An 18,877-nucleotide genomic window follows, 5' to 3' on the forward strand; every position below is an offset into this window, starting at 1 on the left:
TCCACCGACTAAGATTACTTTTTAGTGCCTATATAGTCCTCGAATTGTATTTCCTCCAACTCTCTGTGTTTTCGGAGTTTATTGATTTTATCTTTCATTTCTTCGGTCAACTGTAAGTCTTTAAGCAACTTTCCAATTTTTACAGGATTCGTTGCTCCAACCAGTTCTGACACCTCTTTTGACAGGATAATCAAATTCCTGTAAGTGTCGTTTCGCTCTCCCTTACATGGTTTGATATGCACACATACCATATCTGATATTGACAGGGCATTGTGCGTTACCGCACATTTGCCTTTTTGTGCGATATATCTCGAAAGAGCGTTGTCTGCCATCTCCAACGTAGGGTAGAGATGTGCATTTTCCATCATGTATTTCATAACATCGTAGCTGATACAGTTTTCGATGTCTGAATACTTCCTCACATATTTATTGACTTCACGCCTTTTATATTTGGGGTATTCATAAGCCACATATCCAACAGGGATAATCATTCTTCCCTTTATCCATCGGAACTGCTTAGACTTTCCATACTTTTCCTGAATAAACTTGCTGGTTATCTCGCCTTGACGTTCTATGGGGTAACAGCGGTTATTATGATTCATGCCGTTACTTTTTCCCGTTACTTTAAAGGCGATTTCCGCAAAGTCTGCTGATACCATAGTTGCCATACAGTAATAGTTGTGCATTCCCATAACCATTGCATTATAAAGACTTATATTTCGGTCTATCTCGCTTTGTTTGCTCGGATTCTTTATGTCTTTCCAAACGTCACTTAGCTTTTTAATGACCTTTGCTTTACTCTTGTCTGCCATGTGGGAACGTATTACCCACTTACTGCCTTTTGGTACAACCTTAAATTTGATACCGAGGAAAGTAGTGTAATTCTTCCGCAAGTTTGTGATACCCGACTTTTCTCCACTGGTCTGTAAATGCAGATTTTCTGCCAACCAGAGTTTTGTGGCACACATTACCTTTTTCGCCGTTGCATAATCCCGACAGAATAGCTTAAAATCATCTGCATACCTTACGATATACATTTCTTTCAAATCGGTTTTTGCTCTCAGCTTATTCCATTTCTGCGTTCTGTCTACTGTGAGGACGTTTCCCTCTTTATCAGTCTTGTTAAACTCTAAACCTGTTTTACCCTCTTTGATTTTGAACATTTCCCACTGACTGGCAATCCACCAGTCCAGTTCATTCAATACAACATTTGCAAGAAGTGGGGATAGAATCCCCCCTGTGGTGTACCCGTTTCGGGAGTGATTATAATGTCATTGAACAGGATTTCCGCTTTCAGCATCTGCTTGATTATCATAATCAGCTTTCTGTCCTGTATGCCGATTCCCCACAACTGCCGAATCAACTTACTGTGGTCGATATTATCAAAGAAGCCAACAATGTCTACATCTACTACAAAGTGCAGATTCTGCAACTGTGCCATTTTATAGCATTGTGCGATTGCATTCTGAGTTGACCGATATGGTCTGAAACCATTGTTCCGCTCATGAAATTTCGCTTCACAAATCGGCTCCAGTATCTGTAAGATACACTGTTGTATCAGTCTGTCCCAAATACTCGGAATCCCTAATGGGCGGGTTTTTCCGTTGTCTTTCGGGATTTCAACTCGTCTAACCTTTTTTGGCTGATAATAGTTCAACTTATTTCTGACGGTTTTAATGACCGATTCGATGGGCAGTGACTGTATCGCTACAATCGTTTTCCCATCTGTGCCGGGAGTTTTGCTCCCACTATTTTTACAGATATTTCGATATGCAAGTATGATATTCTGCTCTGACACAATCAACGGCATGAGCCTGTCAAATGTCTTTCCATTCTGGCTGTCCTCAAATAATCGGTAGCCTGTTTCTTTAGCGTCATACCTTTCTGCATTTCGCTCTGCTTTGTTTACAATTCGTTTTGCCATAGTAACCAGCTCCTTATCAGAGAATGATTTTTTCTTAGTCGCACCACGACAGCTATGAAAATCTCCATTTTGGTGATTACTATATAGGCATGAAAGAAAATCTTAGTATCGGCTTGAGGCTATCCCTCCACCGCTTATTGTTACGGCTTCACAGGTACTGTGCCTCTACTCTCACAGCCACTAATGCACTTATTATAGAAAGGCTCTTTCAATCCCTTTCCTTTTCGATACAACTACGGTACTTTTTCCGCTGATACAGTCAGCTCCCGTATTGGCTGCTTTCCACGTTCCGCATAACTTAGGATTGTTGCCACTTAGGTCGTTCCTTTAGCCCTGCAAGCATTATCTTCGAGCGAATCCCTCAAGATACCTGTGTCCTGTAAACACAGAGGGCATTTCATACTAACAACTTTTACTTTGCCCCGCTTGCGTACCCATTGGTACACTTGCATTTCTGCAAGCCATTCGTTTAGAGCCGTACATTCGGAATCTTTGTCAGACCGCCTTTTTGGTCATTCTAACCATATGGCAACCCCACCCGCACCGTCACACACAACCCGTACCTCTACGAATCTTTCCTCGCCATTAAGCGTTAGGGTGTGCTTCGCACGACTTCCCCGAGCTTATAACCCCAACCGTCTGTATTCGGCTGACGCTATTCGGAGTATTAGTGAATCCCCTTCAGGGCGTTACCCCGTCATTTGAGATTTCAGTTATGCAGTTCTCTAAAACCACATTTATTTAATTGTTTGTGACTTTAGGCTACGCTTTTGTCGGTTATTCCCACCGTTTTAGGCGTAGAACGTGTCACACTGTTCGGAAATTCATCTAAGATAAAGCACATGGGAACCGGAAGTTTCCGATCTTCCATTCGATCTGCCAGTCTCACCAATTTGATGCTAAGAAATGAGGTAAACAGTGTTGCCAAAACATCATATGTAGAATCCTGATCTGATGTAATGCAAAAATAAGCACACTTTTGTTTTCCCGGAAGTGTCAGGTCAAAATCCCCATGACTGGTTATCTGCTGTACCAGTTTATTCTGCATAATCTGCAAACGGGTTCCAAGTCCCAATACCGCATTTCCTTTTACTTTTTCTGCCTTTGAAAAAAGCTGATATGGTCCTCTTGCCGGATGTGTTGTCGGCAGACGTTCAAAGATAGCATCTAGCATTTCTACCGATTTATTCAGCAGCAGTTTATATGCTTCTGGAAATGTTTTTTTCCCCACTGGATATTCTTCATATACATACAGGCACAGCGCTTTCAGCAAATCCATTTCTACGTTATCATAAAAATGGTCAAATTTATCAGTTGTGTTCCGGATCACGACATCAACAAACACATCTATCAGGCTTCCATCATCAATTTCCGCAAGACAGTCCCAGGCATCACTGTTTACAAGGTCTATCAGATTTAACTGTTTTACAATATATCCCTCTTCCCGCAAATATCCTGCTAAATCTTCATACAACTCTGATTTTGGATCGGTAAGATACATGGACTCTCCACGACGCACGCACTGCAATGCCATATTTCTTGCAAATGCTCTTGATTTCATACTTCCCTGGCTGCCACAGACTGCTAGATTCCTATTCAGTCTGGAATCTATCGGAAGGCTTACGTATTCTCCATTTTCTAAATCCTTTCCAAAAATAATCCCCAGAACGTCTTGTAAGTTCTGGTCTGCGTTTAAAATTTCTTTTTGTTCCTCCGGCTTCATATATCCGGCTGTACCATAGGTTCCCCTTACCGAATAATCAAAGTTCCGTTCATCTGTTTCTGAAATATCCTTTTCCTTTCCTCTCCAGATAATGAGCATACCCAAAAGCAGCATACATAAAAATGCTACTACGGAACTTTGAAGTCCTGTTGCTGTTGTAAAGCCTCTCCAAATGCATACAAACGGGTTTAGTACTACAACTGAATGAGACAACCTTTCTAAAAAACCTCCAAAATAGACAGTTAATGTGGCAAGCAGAACACCAAAACCGATTTTCTTGCATCTGTCTCCCTGTTCTTTTTTCTCTTTCGTTCTATTCCTCCTCTCCTTTTTCTAATACACCGTATGATCTGTGGTAGTTATAGAGACTGCTATAGTAACTGGAAATCGTATTTACAGAATTATAGAGAGCAGTGATCAACATAGCCCGCATATTCGTAACTTTTGTTGTGTTTTTCTCCATACAATTTAAAACAAACTGTATATGCTCCATTCCGATTTTTTGAAATTGTGCTTTTACAATCTCAGCTGGCTTGTCTTCCCGATTTACCCGAATCGTTTTTGCAGAACAGGTTTTCACATCTACCAGGATACCTACCAATTCATCAATCTGCATATTATAGGGATTATCATGTTTTAAAGCCCCATAAGAAATCTGTTCCCTGACTTCCTTTTCGATTTGAAACAAAGAGGAACTCTCTGTACTGAATTTTCTGTTTGTATTCTCTGTATTTGTCTCACCGATATAGGATACCTCTCTCTCCCAAAATGGAGACTCCATTCCCCCGGTATCCGTGATACCTGTCTCCTTTTTCAGGGAGGGGTATCCCCCATTTAAGTGATACCCCTGCTCGTGATCAGGATAGGTAAGGGCTTCCAATATGTCCACGTTCAAATCTAAAAACAATACATTTGGCACTTGCTGCCCATTTACATGAAGTGTCCGAAAAACACGTCTGATCACTTTCATTTTTTCCAGTTCTACTACCGCATTTGTTGCATCTCTTTTCGTAATCCCAAACTGGTCTGCAATCTGCTGATAACTTCGCTGCAAAAGATCTGCATGGAATTTCTTTTTCAATCCTACAAGTTCTCCTGTCATTTCATCACGCACTTCTGTCGGACGGTACCAATATACAATATCCGCCAAAATGATGATTGCATTTAAGTTGGGCTTTCCTGTTGATTTTCGAATGGTTTTATACCAAGTAACCGGTATGATATTTCCTGAAATATGTAGGCGGCTCATTCTATCCACAGTCACACTTCCAGTCCGAAATTGATCCTGCATGGTCTCCGTCACCTCCTATAGTGCTTCCATAGAAACCATACCTGCCTACGCCTCCATAGCCAACAGATACTGCTTTACCTTTTCACAATCCAGTACCATTATCTCCACCCCCTCTCCATAATAATCTTTTAGCAGTTCCTGTTGATAATCAAAGCATACTGCCATACCCCTTCCGCGTCTTTCCATATCCTGTTTGACCATTTGAAGTTTTCTCAGTTCCAGTTCATATACAAAATAAACAGGAATTCCCTTTTTCAGCCCCGCATAAATCGGGAACTCGTTTCTTTCCACTTCGTCTAGTATGGTCTCTAAAAAAGTGGAAAAGGCATGACTTCTCTCCTTATCTGTAAGCAGCTCTATTTGAAGATAAGCCCCCTCCTTGTCTTGCGGGACAAAATAATATTGTTCATACACATCATCCGTCTGGAACAGCTCCTGTTTCACACCACCACTGCTAAGGAGTATCTTTCTCAATAAATTCATGGAGTCTCCGAACAAAATGGCTTTTCCTTGCCATGTAATTCCTGTCTTCAGCAAATTGCGTTCTACCCAACACCGCATAGCTGTTTCCATTTTCTTTGACCATTTCATCAGATTCCCCATACTGTTGTAAACCACAAAAACTTCCTCATTTTTCATGTAGAGGCCACAGGCTCTGGAACCCTTAACCTGATCCGTCCCCTGCTTTAATTCCTGACTCCCATAATAGGTCCCCAAAGATGTTTTCCCGTAACAATCCTGTGTAAAAATCTTAGGCTTCTCTGTTGCAAAAATCAGGTTCCCATGCATAAAAAAGTACCCCCATATCTGACTCATGCGGTGCAGGCGTAACCGCTTTTCCAGTTCTGATTTCACATGGTTTGTCTCGCTTGCCCCTATAAGATAACTTCCAACCTCTTGACGATAATCCTGCAAAAGATAATTTTTCCCTTTCTTTCCCAGAACATATCCACGCAGTCCTTCTCTATACCGTAAAAGAAGATATCCTTTTTTCTTTAAGTCGGTAATCAGACTGGCTGTATAGGATTTAGAACCCACAATTTTCTCCGGCAAATTCGCCGGCATCTCTCCTGAAATTGCAATCATTTTCAGGAGTATATCGCCCTTTTTTTCCTTTCTTTCCAATGTCTCCCATTTATCCATCTCTGTACCCTATCCTTCTCATACCTGGGTATTTCCCACCTGCCTTTTCCACTTCCTTTTGCTTTAATTTACGGAAAAACCCGTCATATTATCTTATCGAAATTTCAGTATGTGTTCTCTGTCAATTTTTCGATACCAAATTTTGCTGTTTTTCGTAAAGCCACAACGGAAATTTTTCCGGTGTCAACAGATAAATCATTGTGCGTTCCACATCTTCCAACCGTGTTTCGTGATACACATTTGTATAACATCCACTATCCGATGTCAGGAAGAAATTAGATATCACATCTAACACATACTTCTCTTCAATATTGTCATGATCTCGTACCCTATATATCGGGCGTTTACAATCATAAATATGAGAAAAGCAGACGGTACATGCTCTGTATTCCGGTATCTCTTTATTCTGTTCCGCCCGTTCGATACACCAGTGTTGAAAAGCTGTATACAACGGTTTATAAATGTAATTTGTATACTCTGTTTTCCGGTGCGGTATCAGTGCTGGAAGGGAAATACTTAGAATATTCTCTTCATACGCAATCTCAATCCCATGTATCAATACCAGATCCGATTGGTATTGCTCATATTTTCTCTTATCAAGTGTCATCTGGAGAACAAGATTCCGCATCTTTTCTGTCAGGATTTCAGAGCTCTTTGCGGCTTCCAGCACCATATCATTCAAGTTCTCAAAATGAATATTGACGCACTTCCTGGCATACGCCTGTAATAGATTGCGTGCTTCTGCAAGCATGGATTCCACATATCCTGCCGTTTTCTGTCCCTCGTCCAATTGTTCTTTTAGTCTTTGTATTCCTTCTTTTTCGCTATTCCCTCCTATAATATTCCACCCCTCCTTCTTCTTCCTGCACCGTACAAAAACCTATCACATTTGGGATTTCTATCTGTGGGATTTCCTCCGGATTTTCCACAATAACAACATGTCCACACCCGTCCAGTTTCTGTCTGGAAAACAACTGATTTACCAGTTGGATCTCAGCTTCCGATATATAAAGAATATCGTAAATTTCCGCATTCCCCACAAATATAATACGAATTGGATACTCTTCCTTTTCTGCCAAGAAATGTCGTTCGATTTTTTTCTGTTCCATCAAAGAAAGAAGAACCCAGAATGCTTTTAATGTGCCTTTTTCCCGCAACTGATAGGCATCTTCATGTTGGGATACCGTTTTTGTGACTTCGTTTATATAAATCAAATGTTCTTTCAATAACGTGTGCAGTGCTTTTCCTACAAATTTCTCTTTTCCATCTACTGCAAAAAAAGCATAAATCTGCCTTTTATATAAGACATTATAAGTTTTAACAAGTTCCAGTATCTGACGTTCTACCTGTTTTTGATTTGTTACATGTTCCAAAATTTTTCTCCTTTCCATTTTAGGATTGCGTATAAATTACGTATTCTATCAACCTGAATTTCTGATTGCGTAATCTATACGCATTTTATGGTTACGATACCTCTACAATCATTTGGACATTCCCCCTTTCTCATAGGCTGTTTCCCCGTACTTCTCCAACCGTTCCTTAAGTTCCTTTAAGTCTTTCCGGTCTGTTGTAATCAAATCTTTTTCTAACCGGCTTGCCTTAAATTCTACTAACAAGTTGTTATTATTAGTGGAAATCAGTGCATTTCCTCTCTCAAATCGGGTAATAGCAAGCATCTCTGCTTCAGACAAATCCAATTCCTTTTTTACGACTTCTGCCTCCTTATGCTCCAGATTCAGAATAATCTTTGTCTTTGTGTTGTTTAAGACACCTTTTCCATACTTTCCGCCTTTTAAAGAGAAAAAGTCTTCCAAATCCTGACTGGCACATACCGCAGCGCCTCCATACCCACGTATCGTCTTAAAAATTTCAAGAATATAATTTGCCGTCAATTCGTTTGTTGATAAAAGTGCCCAACATTCATCAATAAAAATAGCCTTTTCTTTTGTACGGTCTTCTTTTGCTTTTGACCATACAAAATCCAAGGCCGTAAAGGTAGCAAGTCCCAAGTCGCTCTGCATTTCTGAAATATCCAGTATCATATATTTGTTATCAGAATCTATATTTGTCTGATGATTAAAGTTCGAAGAAGAACCATTTACCAGCCGGTTTAAAATATTTGCCATACGTCTGGTTTCTTCTTTTTCCAAAAGCACCTGATAAAGATCTCCCAAAATTGGCATTTCTTTATACTTTCCTGGTTGTTCCTGATTCCACAAGCTTGCATTATCATGAGTAATCCCTTTCTTCTGATATGTAATGATAAACGCCTCATCCAAGAGCTGACGCTCTTCATGGGTAATATCCGGAATTAAAATAGTAAAGAAAATATGCAGGCTCTGAATCTTCATAGCAAGTTCTGAACGCTCTGAAGCCTGTCCGTCTAAAATTACCCTTGCACTTTGATCACTTGGCCGTATCTCCATGATATTGATTCCATATTGGGAACCTGGGGCAATCTTCAAATATGCCCCACCTATATTTTTACATGCCCTTGCTAGTTCATGTCCTTTTTCCGGTGCAATAATAAATACCTGAATATTTTTCCTACGCATTCTCAAAGCCATAAGCTGCAGGCAAAATGTTTTTCCGGCACCACTGGTTCCCAGAATCGCAATATTCGCATTTTTGTAAATTTCACTGTTAAAAATATCAACGATTACAAGGGAATTGTTGGCTTTATTCACTCCCATTAATATCCCGTCCCGATCTGACATTTCATAACTTACAAAAGGATAACACGCTGCAACACCGGAAGTCAGAACATTTCGTTTTGATTTCTGGTATAAGTTTTTGTCCAGATTCAAAAGTGGAAGGGACGATAAAAATGCCTTTTCTTCAGAGAATGTACATTTTGCAGTTCCGATATCCTGTGAATTTAACAGTTTTGCCATTTCCCTCGCACGCCACTCCACTTCCTTTTCTGTATAACCGGTAATGGTAATCAGCATAGACATGTAATATAGTTCTTCATTTCCACTTAGCCCTTTTTTTAGGTAAAAACCGGCACGTATAGACTCTGACAGATCATCAAAATCGCTATTGGTGTCATAAGTTTCTTTTAATCTTGAGCGATTCAGACGTATCCTTCGTCCAATACGCTCCACACTTTTTCCTTTATCCTGCTTAAAGAAAAACACATCAACATCAATTCCTTCGCCCGCATTGATAATCAGAGAAATCCAGCCTGCCGGAACTCGCATCCGGTATTTTCCAGAAGGAATATACAAATAGGTATGATATACCCCATCAAATACCACACAGTTCCTGTGCTTAAAATTCAATGTCTTTGGGGCAAATAATTCGGTTACAGGAATATGGGGAAGACTCTCTTTTCCATTCTCCTCCTGATACCACTGGGTAACCAATTTTATCCGTTCTGAAAAAGGAACGGTTACACTTGTCCTTCTATTCAGCAACTGATAAAACAATTCTACACAAAAGCGGGACTCGTTTTCGTGTTCTAATACTACATTGCCACATATCGCCAGATATTTTTTTGCAGTCTGCACTGTTGTCCGCATATAATGGTACACTTCTTTTTCTTTTGGTTTACGGTTCCCATCATAAGACTGAAACTCAAAAATCAGAAAGAATCGTCTTGTAATCGCTTCTTTGGTACCTATAGAACGGATGAGACGTGCATAATCTTCTTGAAGGACCCTGCACTGTTCGTCTTCTTCTGCCTCAATCTCCTGCTGTATTTTTTCCAAATATTCCGAAATATCGGCCTTTTTGGAAATAACTTTAAACTGCAGCTTGACTGGTGCAATCTTTAAATAACTCAAAAAAGAAAATACAACGTTTCTCTGTTCGCTTGGAGAACGGAGCAGAAAGTTAATCGGCAGGACTTCTACAATTTTCACATACCGGTGATCTGCTGTATAAATAATCCCATCTTTTATTTTCTCAATCGGAAGATAAGAGGATGCCCATGTAACTGGAAGAAAATCCTGTTTTTCTTCTAACTCTTCTGATTTTTTCTTTCTCCGTATCTCTGACTGCGTATTTTCTCTTACTGGTTTTCTCGGATACTCTGCTTGATTAAGCTGCTTTTGCAGTTGATGTTCTTCTTTCTTCTGCTGTTTTCGTATCCTTTCCTCTTCCAATAACTGCCGCCTTTCAGCTTTCTTTTGTTCCGACTCCAAAATTTTCTTTTCTTTTTGCTGACGTTTTTCTTCCTTTTTTGCCTCTTTTAACCGTTCTTCCAGTTCCTTTATTTCCTGACTGATGATTATCTCCTCCTTTCTTACGGCGTTTATGCTCTCTTCTTTCTATCCGCCGTTTTCTCTCCAACTGATACCTCCCGCTTGGTGTTGTAAGAACTCTTCTATTTTTTAAAAAACATAAAATATGAAACAAATAGGCTGTCAATCGTTCTCCCTGCACACCTATCACAGCAAAAATGACAACTGGAAGAATAAATATAATTCCCAGATAAATTTTGGTTCTGCCATCCACCGGTACTTGCAGCAAAATTTTTAATAAAATAAGCGACATCACTGCCGCTTCAACTACATTCCCCGCACTTACTCTTCCGGAAAACCATTTTCCTGATTCCGCAAAATTAGGCGGTATGGTATATGTATCTACTTTTTCTCGTTCTGACATTTTCTGCCTCCTATGTATATGGTTGCTTTTTCTTCCGCACAAACAGATATCCCCCAAGGGAAATAATCACTACAGGAATAATAAGTTTTCCTATAGTCTTTAACAGCTCTTCTGAAACTCCATCGGTTTCCATTTTTTCTGTCTGTGGCGCATTTGCAGATGATCGCATATCTTCTGTGTCTGTTGCCATTCCAATACATTCCCCTGTTACCTGAAGGTTTTCAATTTTTACTTCTGCTTCTTGCATACTAAATTTCGCTTCGTCATATAGTACTCTATACAGACGCTCCTTCTCCACTGCATCTACAGATAAGTGATAATCTCCAGGTGCCAGTTCTAAGTTTGTACTATACTGATTGGCTTCACACAGTTCAAACAAATATTCTATTCCGCTTTTCTCCTTTACACTCCCCTTCACGGTTCCTGAAAATTCCTCATATACTTCCGCACGTATTGCCAAGATTCCCGTATTTTGGTTTGTCACTGTAAAGTTTTCACTTATTTGCTCTTTCTTTTTCCAATCCTCTGATTTTTTTAACACTTCTCCATTCTTCCCAAACAGGACATATCTTCCTGCTTCATGGACAGAATCATACGCCCATGTATCTTCCAGACGATTTCCTTTTTCATCATAACCGTTTCCATTTTCCCATTTGGTGATAACGGGAAGTTCCACTATAGATGCCGCCATGACCGGAACAGAAAACATCATCCAAAAAATTGTACATATAAGCACAAAAACAATTCTTTTACTCATTTTGTTCCTACTTTCCAATAATCCAAAAAGCTCCTTCCGACAAATCCCTTCCATAACTTTTTATGGTTTCTACGCTATAAAGTTTTCCAGTTCTTTCTCTGCTTGCACAATCAGCAATCGTGATATGTCCATCTGTGGTCACTCCGGTAAGTACAATAAAGTGTCCACTACTTCCTCCGGTAATCGTATAAGCTTCACAGATTTCAACAACCAGTTTTCCTTCTTTTAAGGATTCCACCACATAATCCATACGGTCTTTTCCTACCCGTTCACAAGTCAATCCCCAGTGAGTTGCCGCATTTTTCACAAAAGAATGACTGGTGCCTACATTGGGTACATATTCTCCATTTTGCTCTGCAAAAGTTTTCGTGATTTCCGGTGTTACATTCTGGCCAGTAAAAGTGGAAATTACAATCGCCAGAGAAGTTGGTCCGCACCCGGCAGCACCAACATTGCTTGTTCCATAAGGAAGGCTTGCCCACGGTTCTTCTGTCTGATTAAAATAAGTGACTTCTTTCACACAGTTTTCAACCGTATCATATCGGATTTTATCTCCGGTAACATCAATATTTCCAATCAATGAATCATCAACCCCACCTCCTGTCACAAAATCCGTCCATGAAAATAGGGAAAATATTGCTTCCTTTAGCGCATCAACTCCATCCTGCATAATCTGAAGAACCCGTAAAACCAACTCAAATGTCCCCTGATCCAGTACATACTTATACTCATACTTGTTTCCGTTTTGAGATAACTGTGAACTCAATAGTAAAGCCAATGTATATTCCACCGTTTTTTCACCTACTTCTTGCTCTTCCATCTGCACATTCTGTCCACTTTCCTTTAAAGTCAGATAAGTTTCTTTTGTAATCTCTGTCTTTCCAGCTTCTGTTATCACATAATAGACTGTTTTTACAGATGACTGCTCTCCCGTATTGCTTACAGACCATGAAAAGAATTGCGGCACATATTCTGTCACCGCATTTTTTAACAGTTGGTATGACTTTTCCAATTCCTCTGGACTCCCTTCGGTATCAGAGGAACTTCCCGTTCCACTGGGCTGTTCCAGTATTTGAATATATCCCATTACCTTTTTTACATGGTTCTGGGTTTCTGTATACGGTGGAATCTGATATCCGGCATTGATGACTGCCTGCGGACCTGCATTATATCCAGCAATAACCAATTCCAAAGCATTTTCATATCCCTGAAACATTTCCATAAGCTCTGCAACGTATTTGGCTCCCCCCATGATATTCTGTCTAGGATCATACGGATCTGTTACTCCCAGTGAAGCAGCAGTTCCAGGCATTAACTGCATAATGCCAATTGCACCTGCACCAGATACTACATTAGGATCAAAGTTTGACTCTACTTTCCCCATTGCAATCAAAAGTGCTACCGGTACATTATAGGTATTTGCCGCTTCCTCAAAAAAGGCATCATATGGACTGCTCAAATCTGTATCCAAGTTCATGTCCAGACCACCAGAATATCCGAGAAAAGATTTTCGCGTGGTGCTGTCCCACTTTTGCATCAGTAAAATCCCCACATAATAAGATAGGTTATCTTTTAATCTTGTCTCATATTCATCTACGATTGTCAATTTATGTTCTCTATAATTTGCCTGATAATCTGCCTGTATTTCCTGCAGCTTCATATCATGTTCCTGAGAAATAATAGATAGCAGCTCTGTTTGGTATGCTTCTACTTCCAGCACCTGTTCAATCCTGCTTCTTATTGCTGCAAGTTCTTTTGACTGCGCTTCATTTGCAAAAGAATTAGCATCCATAAATCCAAGATAGGAAAACAGAATACCAATGAAATTCACAATGATGAATAGGAACAGTAAAATTGCCGCCATAATTGCTGCAACTACTTTTTGGAACGTCTTATTTGTCACTAAAAATCCAACAACCGTTCCAAGAGGTCCTGCAATTGCTGTTCCAATGGTACTTCCAGCCACACTGCCTCCTGCCGCTGTTGCCGTAGAGTAAGCTGCCTGAGCACCTTTTGCTGCATTTTTTGCATTTTTTATGCCATCTGCAACCTGTTTTGCCTGCTTTGCTGTTTTTGCTGTCTGGATAGCAGCATTGGCTGTATTGTCAAGAGGTGATGTATCATGCCTTTCTTCTGCCATTTTACACCTCCCTACCAGTCTTTACGCTCATCATATCCCTGTCGCAATTCACGTCTGGATTTTGGAATTTCTGGAATCCCATCTTCTAGTTTCAAACTTCTTTCTGCCTCGTTTGGGAGAACACTTTCTCTTAAATTCTGTCCTTGTATCAGCATCTCTCGTCCTAAAACATCGCTAGTTTCCATTTCCCCTGTTGTCGGAACATCTGAAATTCTTCTTTCTGCCCCTTGTCCAAACTCATTTTGACTGGAGAGATAATCACCTGTTGGATGTTCCCTTGTTTCCTCTGAAAACTTTGGAATTACGGACTCTCCTTTAGAAGTCGAAACACCACTTTCTCCAATTTCGTTTAAAATGCCAGATCCAGAAGTCTCCATTCCGCCTGAAACTTCCTGTGCAGAATATTCCCTTCCAGCACTGCCGCTTGTGACCCCTTCCAAATCCATTTCACTTTCACCAATGGTTCCACCATCCAGATCCATACCAACGGATGTAGCTGTTTCCTCTTCCCTTGGATAATCTAAAGCTCCATCTGCTTCTGTCAGTACCTCTTGTCCATTTTCAGATTCTACTGGAATACTATCTGTATCCAACATACCTTCTGCATAACTGCTTCCAGTATTTTCTGCTTCCATAGCAGGAACTTCTGATACCGAATTTTCCTTCAGGTCAGAAAGATTTCCTTGTTCCTGTGTAGGTTCAATTTCTTCTCCTTTTACCAATTCACCGCCTTCTCCAAGTCCATAATTTTCTGTACTAGCTTCTGGATTTTTCATATCTTCTTGCTGTGAAGTAATTCCCATTTCGTCCAGAATATTTTCCTGATCTGAAACTGTGTCTGCTGTTTTACCATCATCTGCATTGTCCGCATACCCCTCTTCCAACGGATTTCCTGATACGTAATCTTCTCCCATTTCTTCCATATCCATAGGATTTCCAGTACTCATTGGTATTGGCCCTGCACCATCTCCCATTCCGGAAGAAGTTCCCATTGCTTCACTATTTCCTGTATGTTCTCCATTTTCCATACTCTCAGTTGTACTATGACTGCTATGTCCGAATGAGAATAATCTGCTGGCTGCCATCATTAACCCAAAAGCGCCCATTCCATTCGACATTCTTCCAAGATTAATTCCAAGTGAAGCCATATAAGAATCCATTTTAAAGCACACTTTTGAAAATCCAATCAAACATAAGGTTGCAATAAAAAACTTTGTAAAACCATAGTGGCTTGCGGTCAAATTTCCATACCCGCTTAAAAACATTTTCATACACCACGCATTCATAATGATTAAAACAACTTGTCCACCAAACATCTTGCTCCAGGATGCTAATACATTATTCGTTGCCTTAGAGCCACCTGTCGAAAATGCCAAAGGTGCAGTATAGGAAAAAACGCCCAACAGAACATACCGTTCTGCAATGATAAACAGCATTTTAAAGTAATTCCATGCAACGACAAACTGCATAATCAGTAATAGTATGGAAATGCTCAATCCATCAATTCCAAGACTTGCCGATGCCTGATCCAGAGAAGATACAAAATCAGAAAAACTTTTTACTTCAATTTCTGTTCCTGCTACCCACTGATAAGGAGTACCAGCCACTTCCAAAATATAATTTGCTACTGGTCTGGCAAAGAGCAACATAAATAAACATAAAAAGCTCCTGCAGACCAACTCCACCGGATCTTCCGCTGCAACACCGCCTCTTCCAAACATGGTTTTGAATAACTGCCAGATTAAAATCAGCAATAGGATTGCAATCCCCATAGGAAGAATAGCATTTTTATACAAATCTTTTACTACTGTAAATAAGTCTTCAAATAAACTCAAATTGCAGGATAGTAAATCTGTGAACATTCCGGTAATGAGGTCCATCATGTCTACTAAAAACTGTGAACAAATTTCCCGGATTCCTTCAATCAATAATTCTAATAACCAGCCCAACTAACTTCATCAACCTCCTTTTCCCGGGAGGGCTCCGGTATATTGTGTTTTTTAACCAGTAAAGTTCTGCTGTGGAACGAGAACTTCCATGTAGTTTACAATCGCTCCAAGTACCATTAACACTGCCCAACAAATGACAATGCGTTTCAGCCACGTTCTTGACTCATCCACTGTTTTTCCGCTTTTTGAAAAATTCATCAAAAATAAACACACTGCTGAACACACAACTGCTGCAACAGTAGCAATTCCTACTACATCGTTATACACTTTCTGCATAGCGTCTTTTGCCATAGAAAAGATGTCCGCAGCATATACTGGCTGTGTAAACCACGCCAGCATGGTAATCATGAAAAATCCCATAAACATAAATTGAGGAATCCAGGCAGTCTTCATTTTAAACTGTGGTTTCCTCAATTTCTCTACGATATGCACTTGTAATTTTTTATGAAACAAACATCATCCTCCCTTCCTCTTTATTTCAGGGCAACAAAAAAAGCAACCATTTCTGATTGCTTTTTTCCCTGATTATTCAGTTTTGCGGCCCTCCATGTAGATACTCACATGCACAAAACTTTACGTTATCATTGTAAAACTTTAAGAATCCGATGTCAATTTCAGAGAGGTCGCAATGTTATAGGAAACCAGTCTTATTTTTGTATCACTTATAAAAACATATACACAGTAAGTATCGTAATGACATTTTTGAAAAATCTATTCCAAAAAATCCATTTAACAATATTTTAATAGAATAAAGAATCTAGTTTTTACAAACCTGTGATATTTTAATACTGAAATCTAAAATAAACTATTTAGGAGGTATCATAATGAAGAAAAAAATACTCACATTATTATTAACAGTCACAGCTTTAGGTGTAATTCCTTTTTCAGTTTATGCTAGTGACACCGACACTGCCAAAGAGAATGAATGCAACGAAGTGATTACAAATCAAAAAATTATTAATGAGAAAAATCCAGACGGCACAATTACACAGGCTGGATTAGTAACATTTGAATATCAGCCAAGCTCATCTGACTTAAAAGCAGGAGGATGTTCATCTGGCCATCACACCAATATCGTCAACAATGGAACACCAGACACTACACGCATCCACGGAAAAACACACCCTGGATATTGCCAAGTAAAAACAACAACCTATTGGAGATGCACAAATTGCAACACAACCGGTCATGATGATAAATATACACTTGTCTGGTGTCCAAGTGCAGATATAAGTGGTGATGAACCTGGCAATGAACCTGGCTTACAATAAACAAATTTTATAGGATCTCAATAATTTTACATAGAAAAAGAGTGGTTCATTTAGATTGTATCAACTATTTAATAAATATAAAATCCAGTGTATTTGTGAACTCTAATTTTGAACTATGAAATAGTATAATTATGGTAATTACATTTCCAGTTCAAAATGTAACACACAAAAAAAGGAGTACCAGAAATTCGAGAGCATTTCCTCATTGCTCCGACTCTGTGTACCCCTTTTTTAATAAATTGATTAGTCTTCTATTTCTATTAGGTACTTATACATTTGCCGCTTTATACCATGACTGCGTTGTTATCTTTCTCCTAAAATCCCTTTTATAATTTTCTTTTTTTCTATATCCTGATGATTGTTTCCTTACATTCGTTTTATATTCCTGATAATGTTCTTTCTTATGATAATTCCAACAGTTATTTCTCCATTTTTGAGCGAGAACAGAATCCGTAGAACTTAGCAGTAATAAAATTTCCATTGGGCACTGACATTCCTGCGGTAGTTCCCCTTCATATTGCTCATTGCATAACAGATTGTAATACATTCCTTTCTGGATGCAAAGTGGCAAAACTGCTGCGTATACAAAACTTTTACCAAATCGGTCCGTTGTCCTGACTGCAGCATAATATACCCCTTCTACAATATAAGACAAAATTACTTCTTTCTCCGGTATCCATCTTCCTCTTTCTTCGTATCCCCTTTGCCTGAAAAGTTTATCACACTCTACTCTTATTTCTTCTGAAACTGCAGCTTTTAATAATCTTTCATTTTCTATATGAAAACATATCCAACTCATTCTATTCACCTCTTCTTATTCTTTTGAAAAAGCAGGAACAAGAATTTTAATCCCCTTCTTGATCCTGCCCTTTTTCTACGCTGCTGCTTTTAAACTTTCTGCTTCATCTACAAAAAACTGTATATAATAGGTCTTTTCTTCTCCTTCTACTACAATATGATTTGCATCCAAAGCAATAATTTTTTTAACTACTTCTGTTTGGAATTTGTTACCTTTCCAGTAATAGTGTAGTGGTCTACCCGTAATAACTGGAAATACCACCCAGCCATGCGTCCATATCATTTTTTTGATTTTCTTGCTTTTTACCATCCTTGTTCCTCCTTTTCAACATAAAAAAGGCACTGACTGTCCAATAACAATCAATGCCATTCTTTTTCTTGTGGATATATCCCTATCCTAAATTTTTCTCCTATTTAAAATAGGACTATACCTTTGTGATGTCAGTCTATACTGATATCATAAATAACTACACAATCATCATATCACAATATCTTGTGTATATCAATACTTAATGTACAAATTATTGTGTTCTTCTGTTTTCATAGGAAATTTTATAATACTTTTTAAAACTGCACATACCAATTCCTGGTATAAGTCCTCATCAAATTTCCCATTACTTTTTGCGTATTTTAACAACAAAGGACGGTACATTTCTATAATTTCAAATACTGCTTTTTTATCCTTATTTCGTGCTTTCCATAATAATTCTTCAAATTCTCTTTCCTGCATCTTTTCCTTCTCCTAATTCCCTGCGAATTTTTTTAATTACGTTGTAATAGGTATTTTCAGCCTTTTTTCCAGATATTCCTATAGCCATTCCTATTTCATCAAATGTCTTTTCGTACAATATTCGCAGACAGAGAACCTTTATATGCAATGCCGAAAAACTTTTCAGTATATGTAAAAGTTTATTGTCTGTCACCTGAGCAAACAATTTTTCCGGATCAATCTTTCCCAAAAAAATATCGTGTGCTTCCATCATTTCATTCCATTCTATTCCCCTTCCTTCTACATTTTCCAAATCCTCTTCTAAAGTAATCTCATGCTCTTTAATCTTACTTTTATCGTTCATATAGTTAATCGTGGTATTTCTTACTGCACTCTGTAGGTATGCACTAAATTCATCTATAGTAGTTCGTTTTTGTTTATCCATAAATCTCCTCCTGAAATCTGTTTTTAATCTATAATCCGTTTCCAGGCGGAGAGTTTTACTTCTATGTTACTATTACTTGCTTTTAAGTAATAATTACAAAAAAGCTGCTAGAATTC

The 18,877-nt window shown here is 38.9% G+C and carries 18 protein-coding genes; 1 reads left to right on the top strand and 17 read right to left on the bottom strand.

What is annotated here, in order from left to right:
* Positions 1–14: 14 nt before the first annotated feature.
* From AC6I5B_RS14130 to AC6I5B_RS14190, 13 genes are all read right to left on the bottom strand, one after another.
* Positions 15–1,202, bottom strand: coding sequence for an RNA-dependent RNA polymerase family protein (locus tag AC6I5B_RS14130; RefSeq protein WP_243097876.1), 1,188 nt, complete (start codon positions 1,200–1,202; stop codon positions 15–17).
* Positions 1,199–1,924: a reverse transcriptase domain-containing protein gene (locus AC6I5B_RS14135; protein ID WP_201885414.1), complete on the bottom strand. Its 726-nt coding sequence runs from the start codon at positions 1,922–1,924 to the stop codon at positions 1,199–1,201. Before AC6I5B_RS14135 ends, AC6I5B_RS14130 begins: the two co-directional genes overlap by 4 nt.
* Before the next feature lie 757 nt (positions 1,925–2,681).
* A complete protein-coding gene (locus tag AC6I5B_RS14140; protein ID WP_497773419.1) occupies positions 2,682–3,860 on the bottom strand; it encodes a type IV secretory system conjugative DNA transfer family protein in 1,179 nt (392 codons plus the stop codon).
* 100 nt (positions 3,861–3,960) lie between these two features.
* Positions 3,961–4,938 (bottom strand): DUF6017 domain-containing protein, encoded by a 978-nt coding sequence (locus AC6I5B_RS14145; protein ID WP_118146414.1) that lies wholly within the window; start codon positions 4,936–4,938, stop codon positions 3,961–3,963.
* Positions 4,939–4,983: 45 nt separating this feature from the next.
* Complete coding sequence (locus AC6I5B_RS14150; RefSeq protein WP_118146412.1) at positions 4,984–6,081, bottom strand: hypothetical protein; 1,098 nt, start codon at positions 6,079–6,081, stop codon at positions 4,984–4,986.
* A gap of 121 nt (positions 6,082–6,202) precedes the next feature.
* Entirely contained in the window at positions 6,203–6,871 is a 669-nt protein-coding gene (locus AC6I5B_RS14155; RefSeq protein WP_497773420.1) for a DUF6100 family protein, read from the bottom strand.
* Positions 6,872–6,905: 34 nt separating this feature from the next.
* Positions 6,906–7,454 carry a DUF5697 family protein gene (locus tag AC6I5B_RS14160; RefSeq protein ID WP_118688292.1) on the bottom strand — a complete coding sequence of 183 codons (549 nt, stop codon included), beginning with the start codon at positions 7,452–7,454 and terminating at the stop codon, positions 6,906–6,908.
* 108 nt (positions 7,455–7,562) lie between these two features.
* Entirely contained in the window at positions 7,563–10,229 is a 2,667-nt protein-coding gene (locus AC6I5B_RS14165) for a TraG/VirB4 family ATPase (protein ID WP_243272288.1), read from the bottom strand.
* Positions 10,204–10,692: a hypothetical protein gene (locus tag AC6I5B_RS14170; RefSeq protein ID WP_021739080.1), complete on the bottom strand. Its 489-nt coding sequence runs from the start codon at positions 10,690–10,692 to the stop codon at positions 10,204–10,206. Before AC6I5B_RS14170 ends, AC6I5B_RS14165 begins: the two co-directional genes overlap by 26 nt.
* Before the next feature lie 10 nt (positions 10,693–10,702).
* Entirely contained in the window at positions 10,703–11,449 is a 747-nt protein-coding gene (locus AC6I5B_RS14175; protein ID WP_225084272.1) for a hypothetical protein, read from the bottom strand.
* A gap of 7 nt (positions 11,450–11,456) precedes the next feature.
* Positions 11,457–13,589 carry a transglycosylase SLT domain-containing protein gene (locus tag AC6I5B_RS14180; RefSeq protein WP_118146410.1) on the bottom strand — a complete coding sequence of 711 codons (2,133 nt, stop codon included), beginning with the start codon at positions 13,587–13,589 and terminating at the stop codon, positions 11,457–11,459.
* Positions 13,590–13,600: 11 nt separating this feature from the next.
* A complete protein-coding gene (locus AC6I5B_RS14185) occupies positions 13,601–15,538 on the bottom strand; it encodes a hypothetical protein (RefSeq protein WP_118146408.1) in 1,938 nt (645 codons plus the stop codon).
* 51 nt (positions 15,539–15,589) lie between these two features.
* Entirely contained in the window at positions 15,590–15,991 is a 402-nt protein-coding gene (locus AC6I5B_RS14190; RefSeq protein WP_021739076.1) for a hypothetical protein, read from the bottom strand.
* Between the two features lie 371 nt (positions 15,992–16,362).
* Here AC6I5B_RS14190 and AC6I5B_RS14195 point away from each other — a divergent pair, with 371 nt between their 5' ends.
* Positions 16,363–16,809 carry a hypothetical protein gene (locus AC6I5B_RS14195; RefSeq protein WP_021739075.1) on the top strand — a complete coding sequence of 149 codons (447 nt, stop codon included), beginning with the start codon at positions 16,363–16,365 and terminating at the stop codon, positions 16,807–16,809.
* Positions 16,810–17,077: 268 nt separating this feature from the next.
* On the opposite strand, the gene AC6I5B_RS14200 is transcribed toward AC6I5B_RS14195, so the two are convergent.
* The 4 genes from AC6I5B_RS14200 to AC6I5B_RS14215 form a co-directional block, all read right to left on the bottom strand.
* Positions 17,078–17,608, bottom strand: coding sequence for a hypothetical protein (locus AC6I5B_RS14200; protein ID WP_156558137.1), 531 nt, complete (start codon positions 17,606–17,608; stop codon positions 17,078–17,080).
* Between the two features lie 75 nt (positions 17,609–17,683).
* Positions 17,684–17,917 (bottom strand): hypothetical protein, encoded by a 234-nt coding sequence (locus AC6I5B_RS14205; RefSeq protein WP_118233467.1) that lies wholly within the window; start codon positions 17,915–17,917, stop codon positions 17,684–17,686.
* 192 nt (positions 17,918–18,109) lie between these two features.
* Positions 18,110–18,337, bottom strand: a complete 228-nt coding sequence (locus AC6I5B_RS14210; protein ID WP_021739072.1) for a helix-turn-helix domain-containing protein — start codon at positions 18,335–18,337, stop codon at positions 18,110–18,112.
* Positions 18,318–18,761 (bottom strand): sigma-70 RNA polymerase sigma factor region 4 domain-containing protein, encoded by a 444-nt coding sequence (locus AC6I5B_RS14215; RefSeq protein ID WP_118146540.1) that lies wholly within the window; start codon positions 18,759–18,761, stop codon positions 18,318–18,320. Before AC6I5B_RS14215 ends, AC6I5B_RS14210 begins: the two co-directional genes overlap by 20 nt.
* Between the last annotated feature and the right edge of the window lie 116 nt (positions 18,762–18,877).

It is taken from the genome of Faecalimonas nexilis, assembly GCF_059731825.1.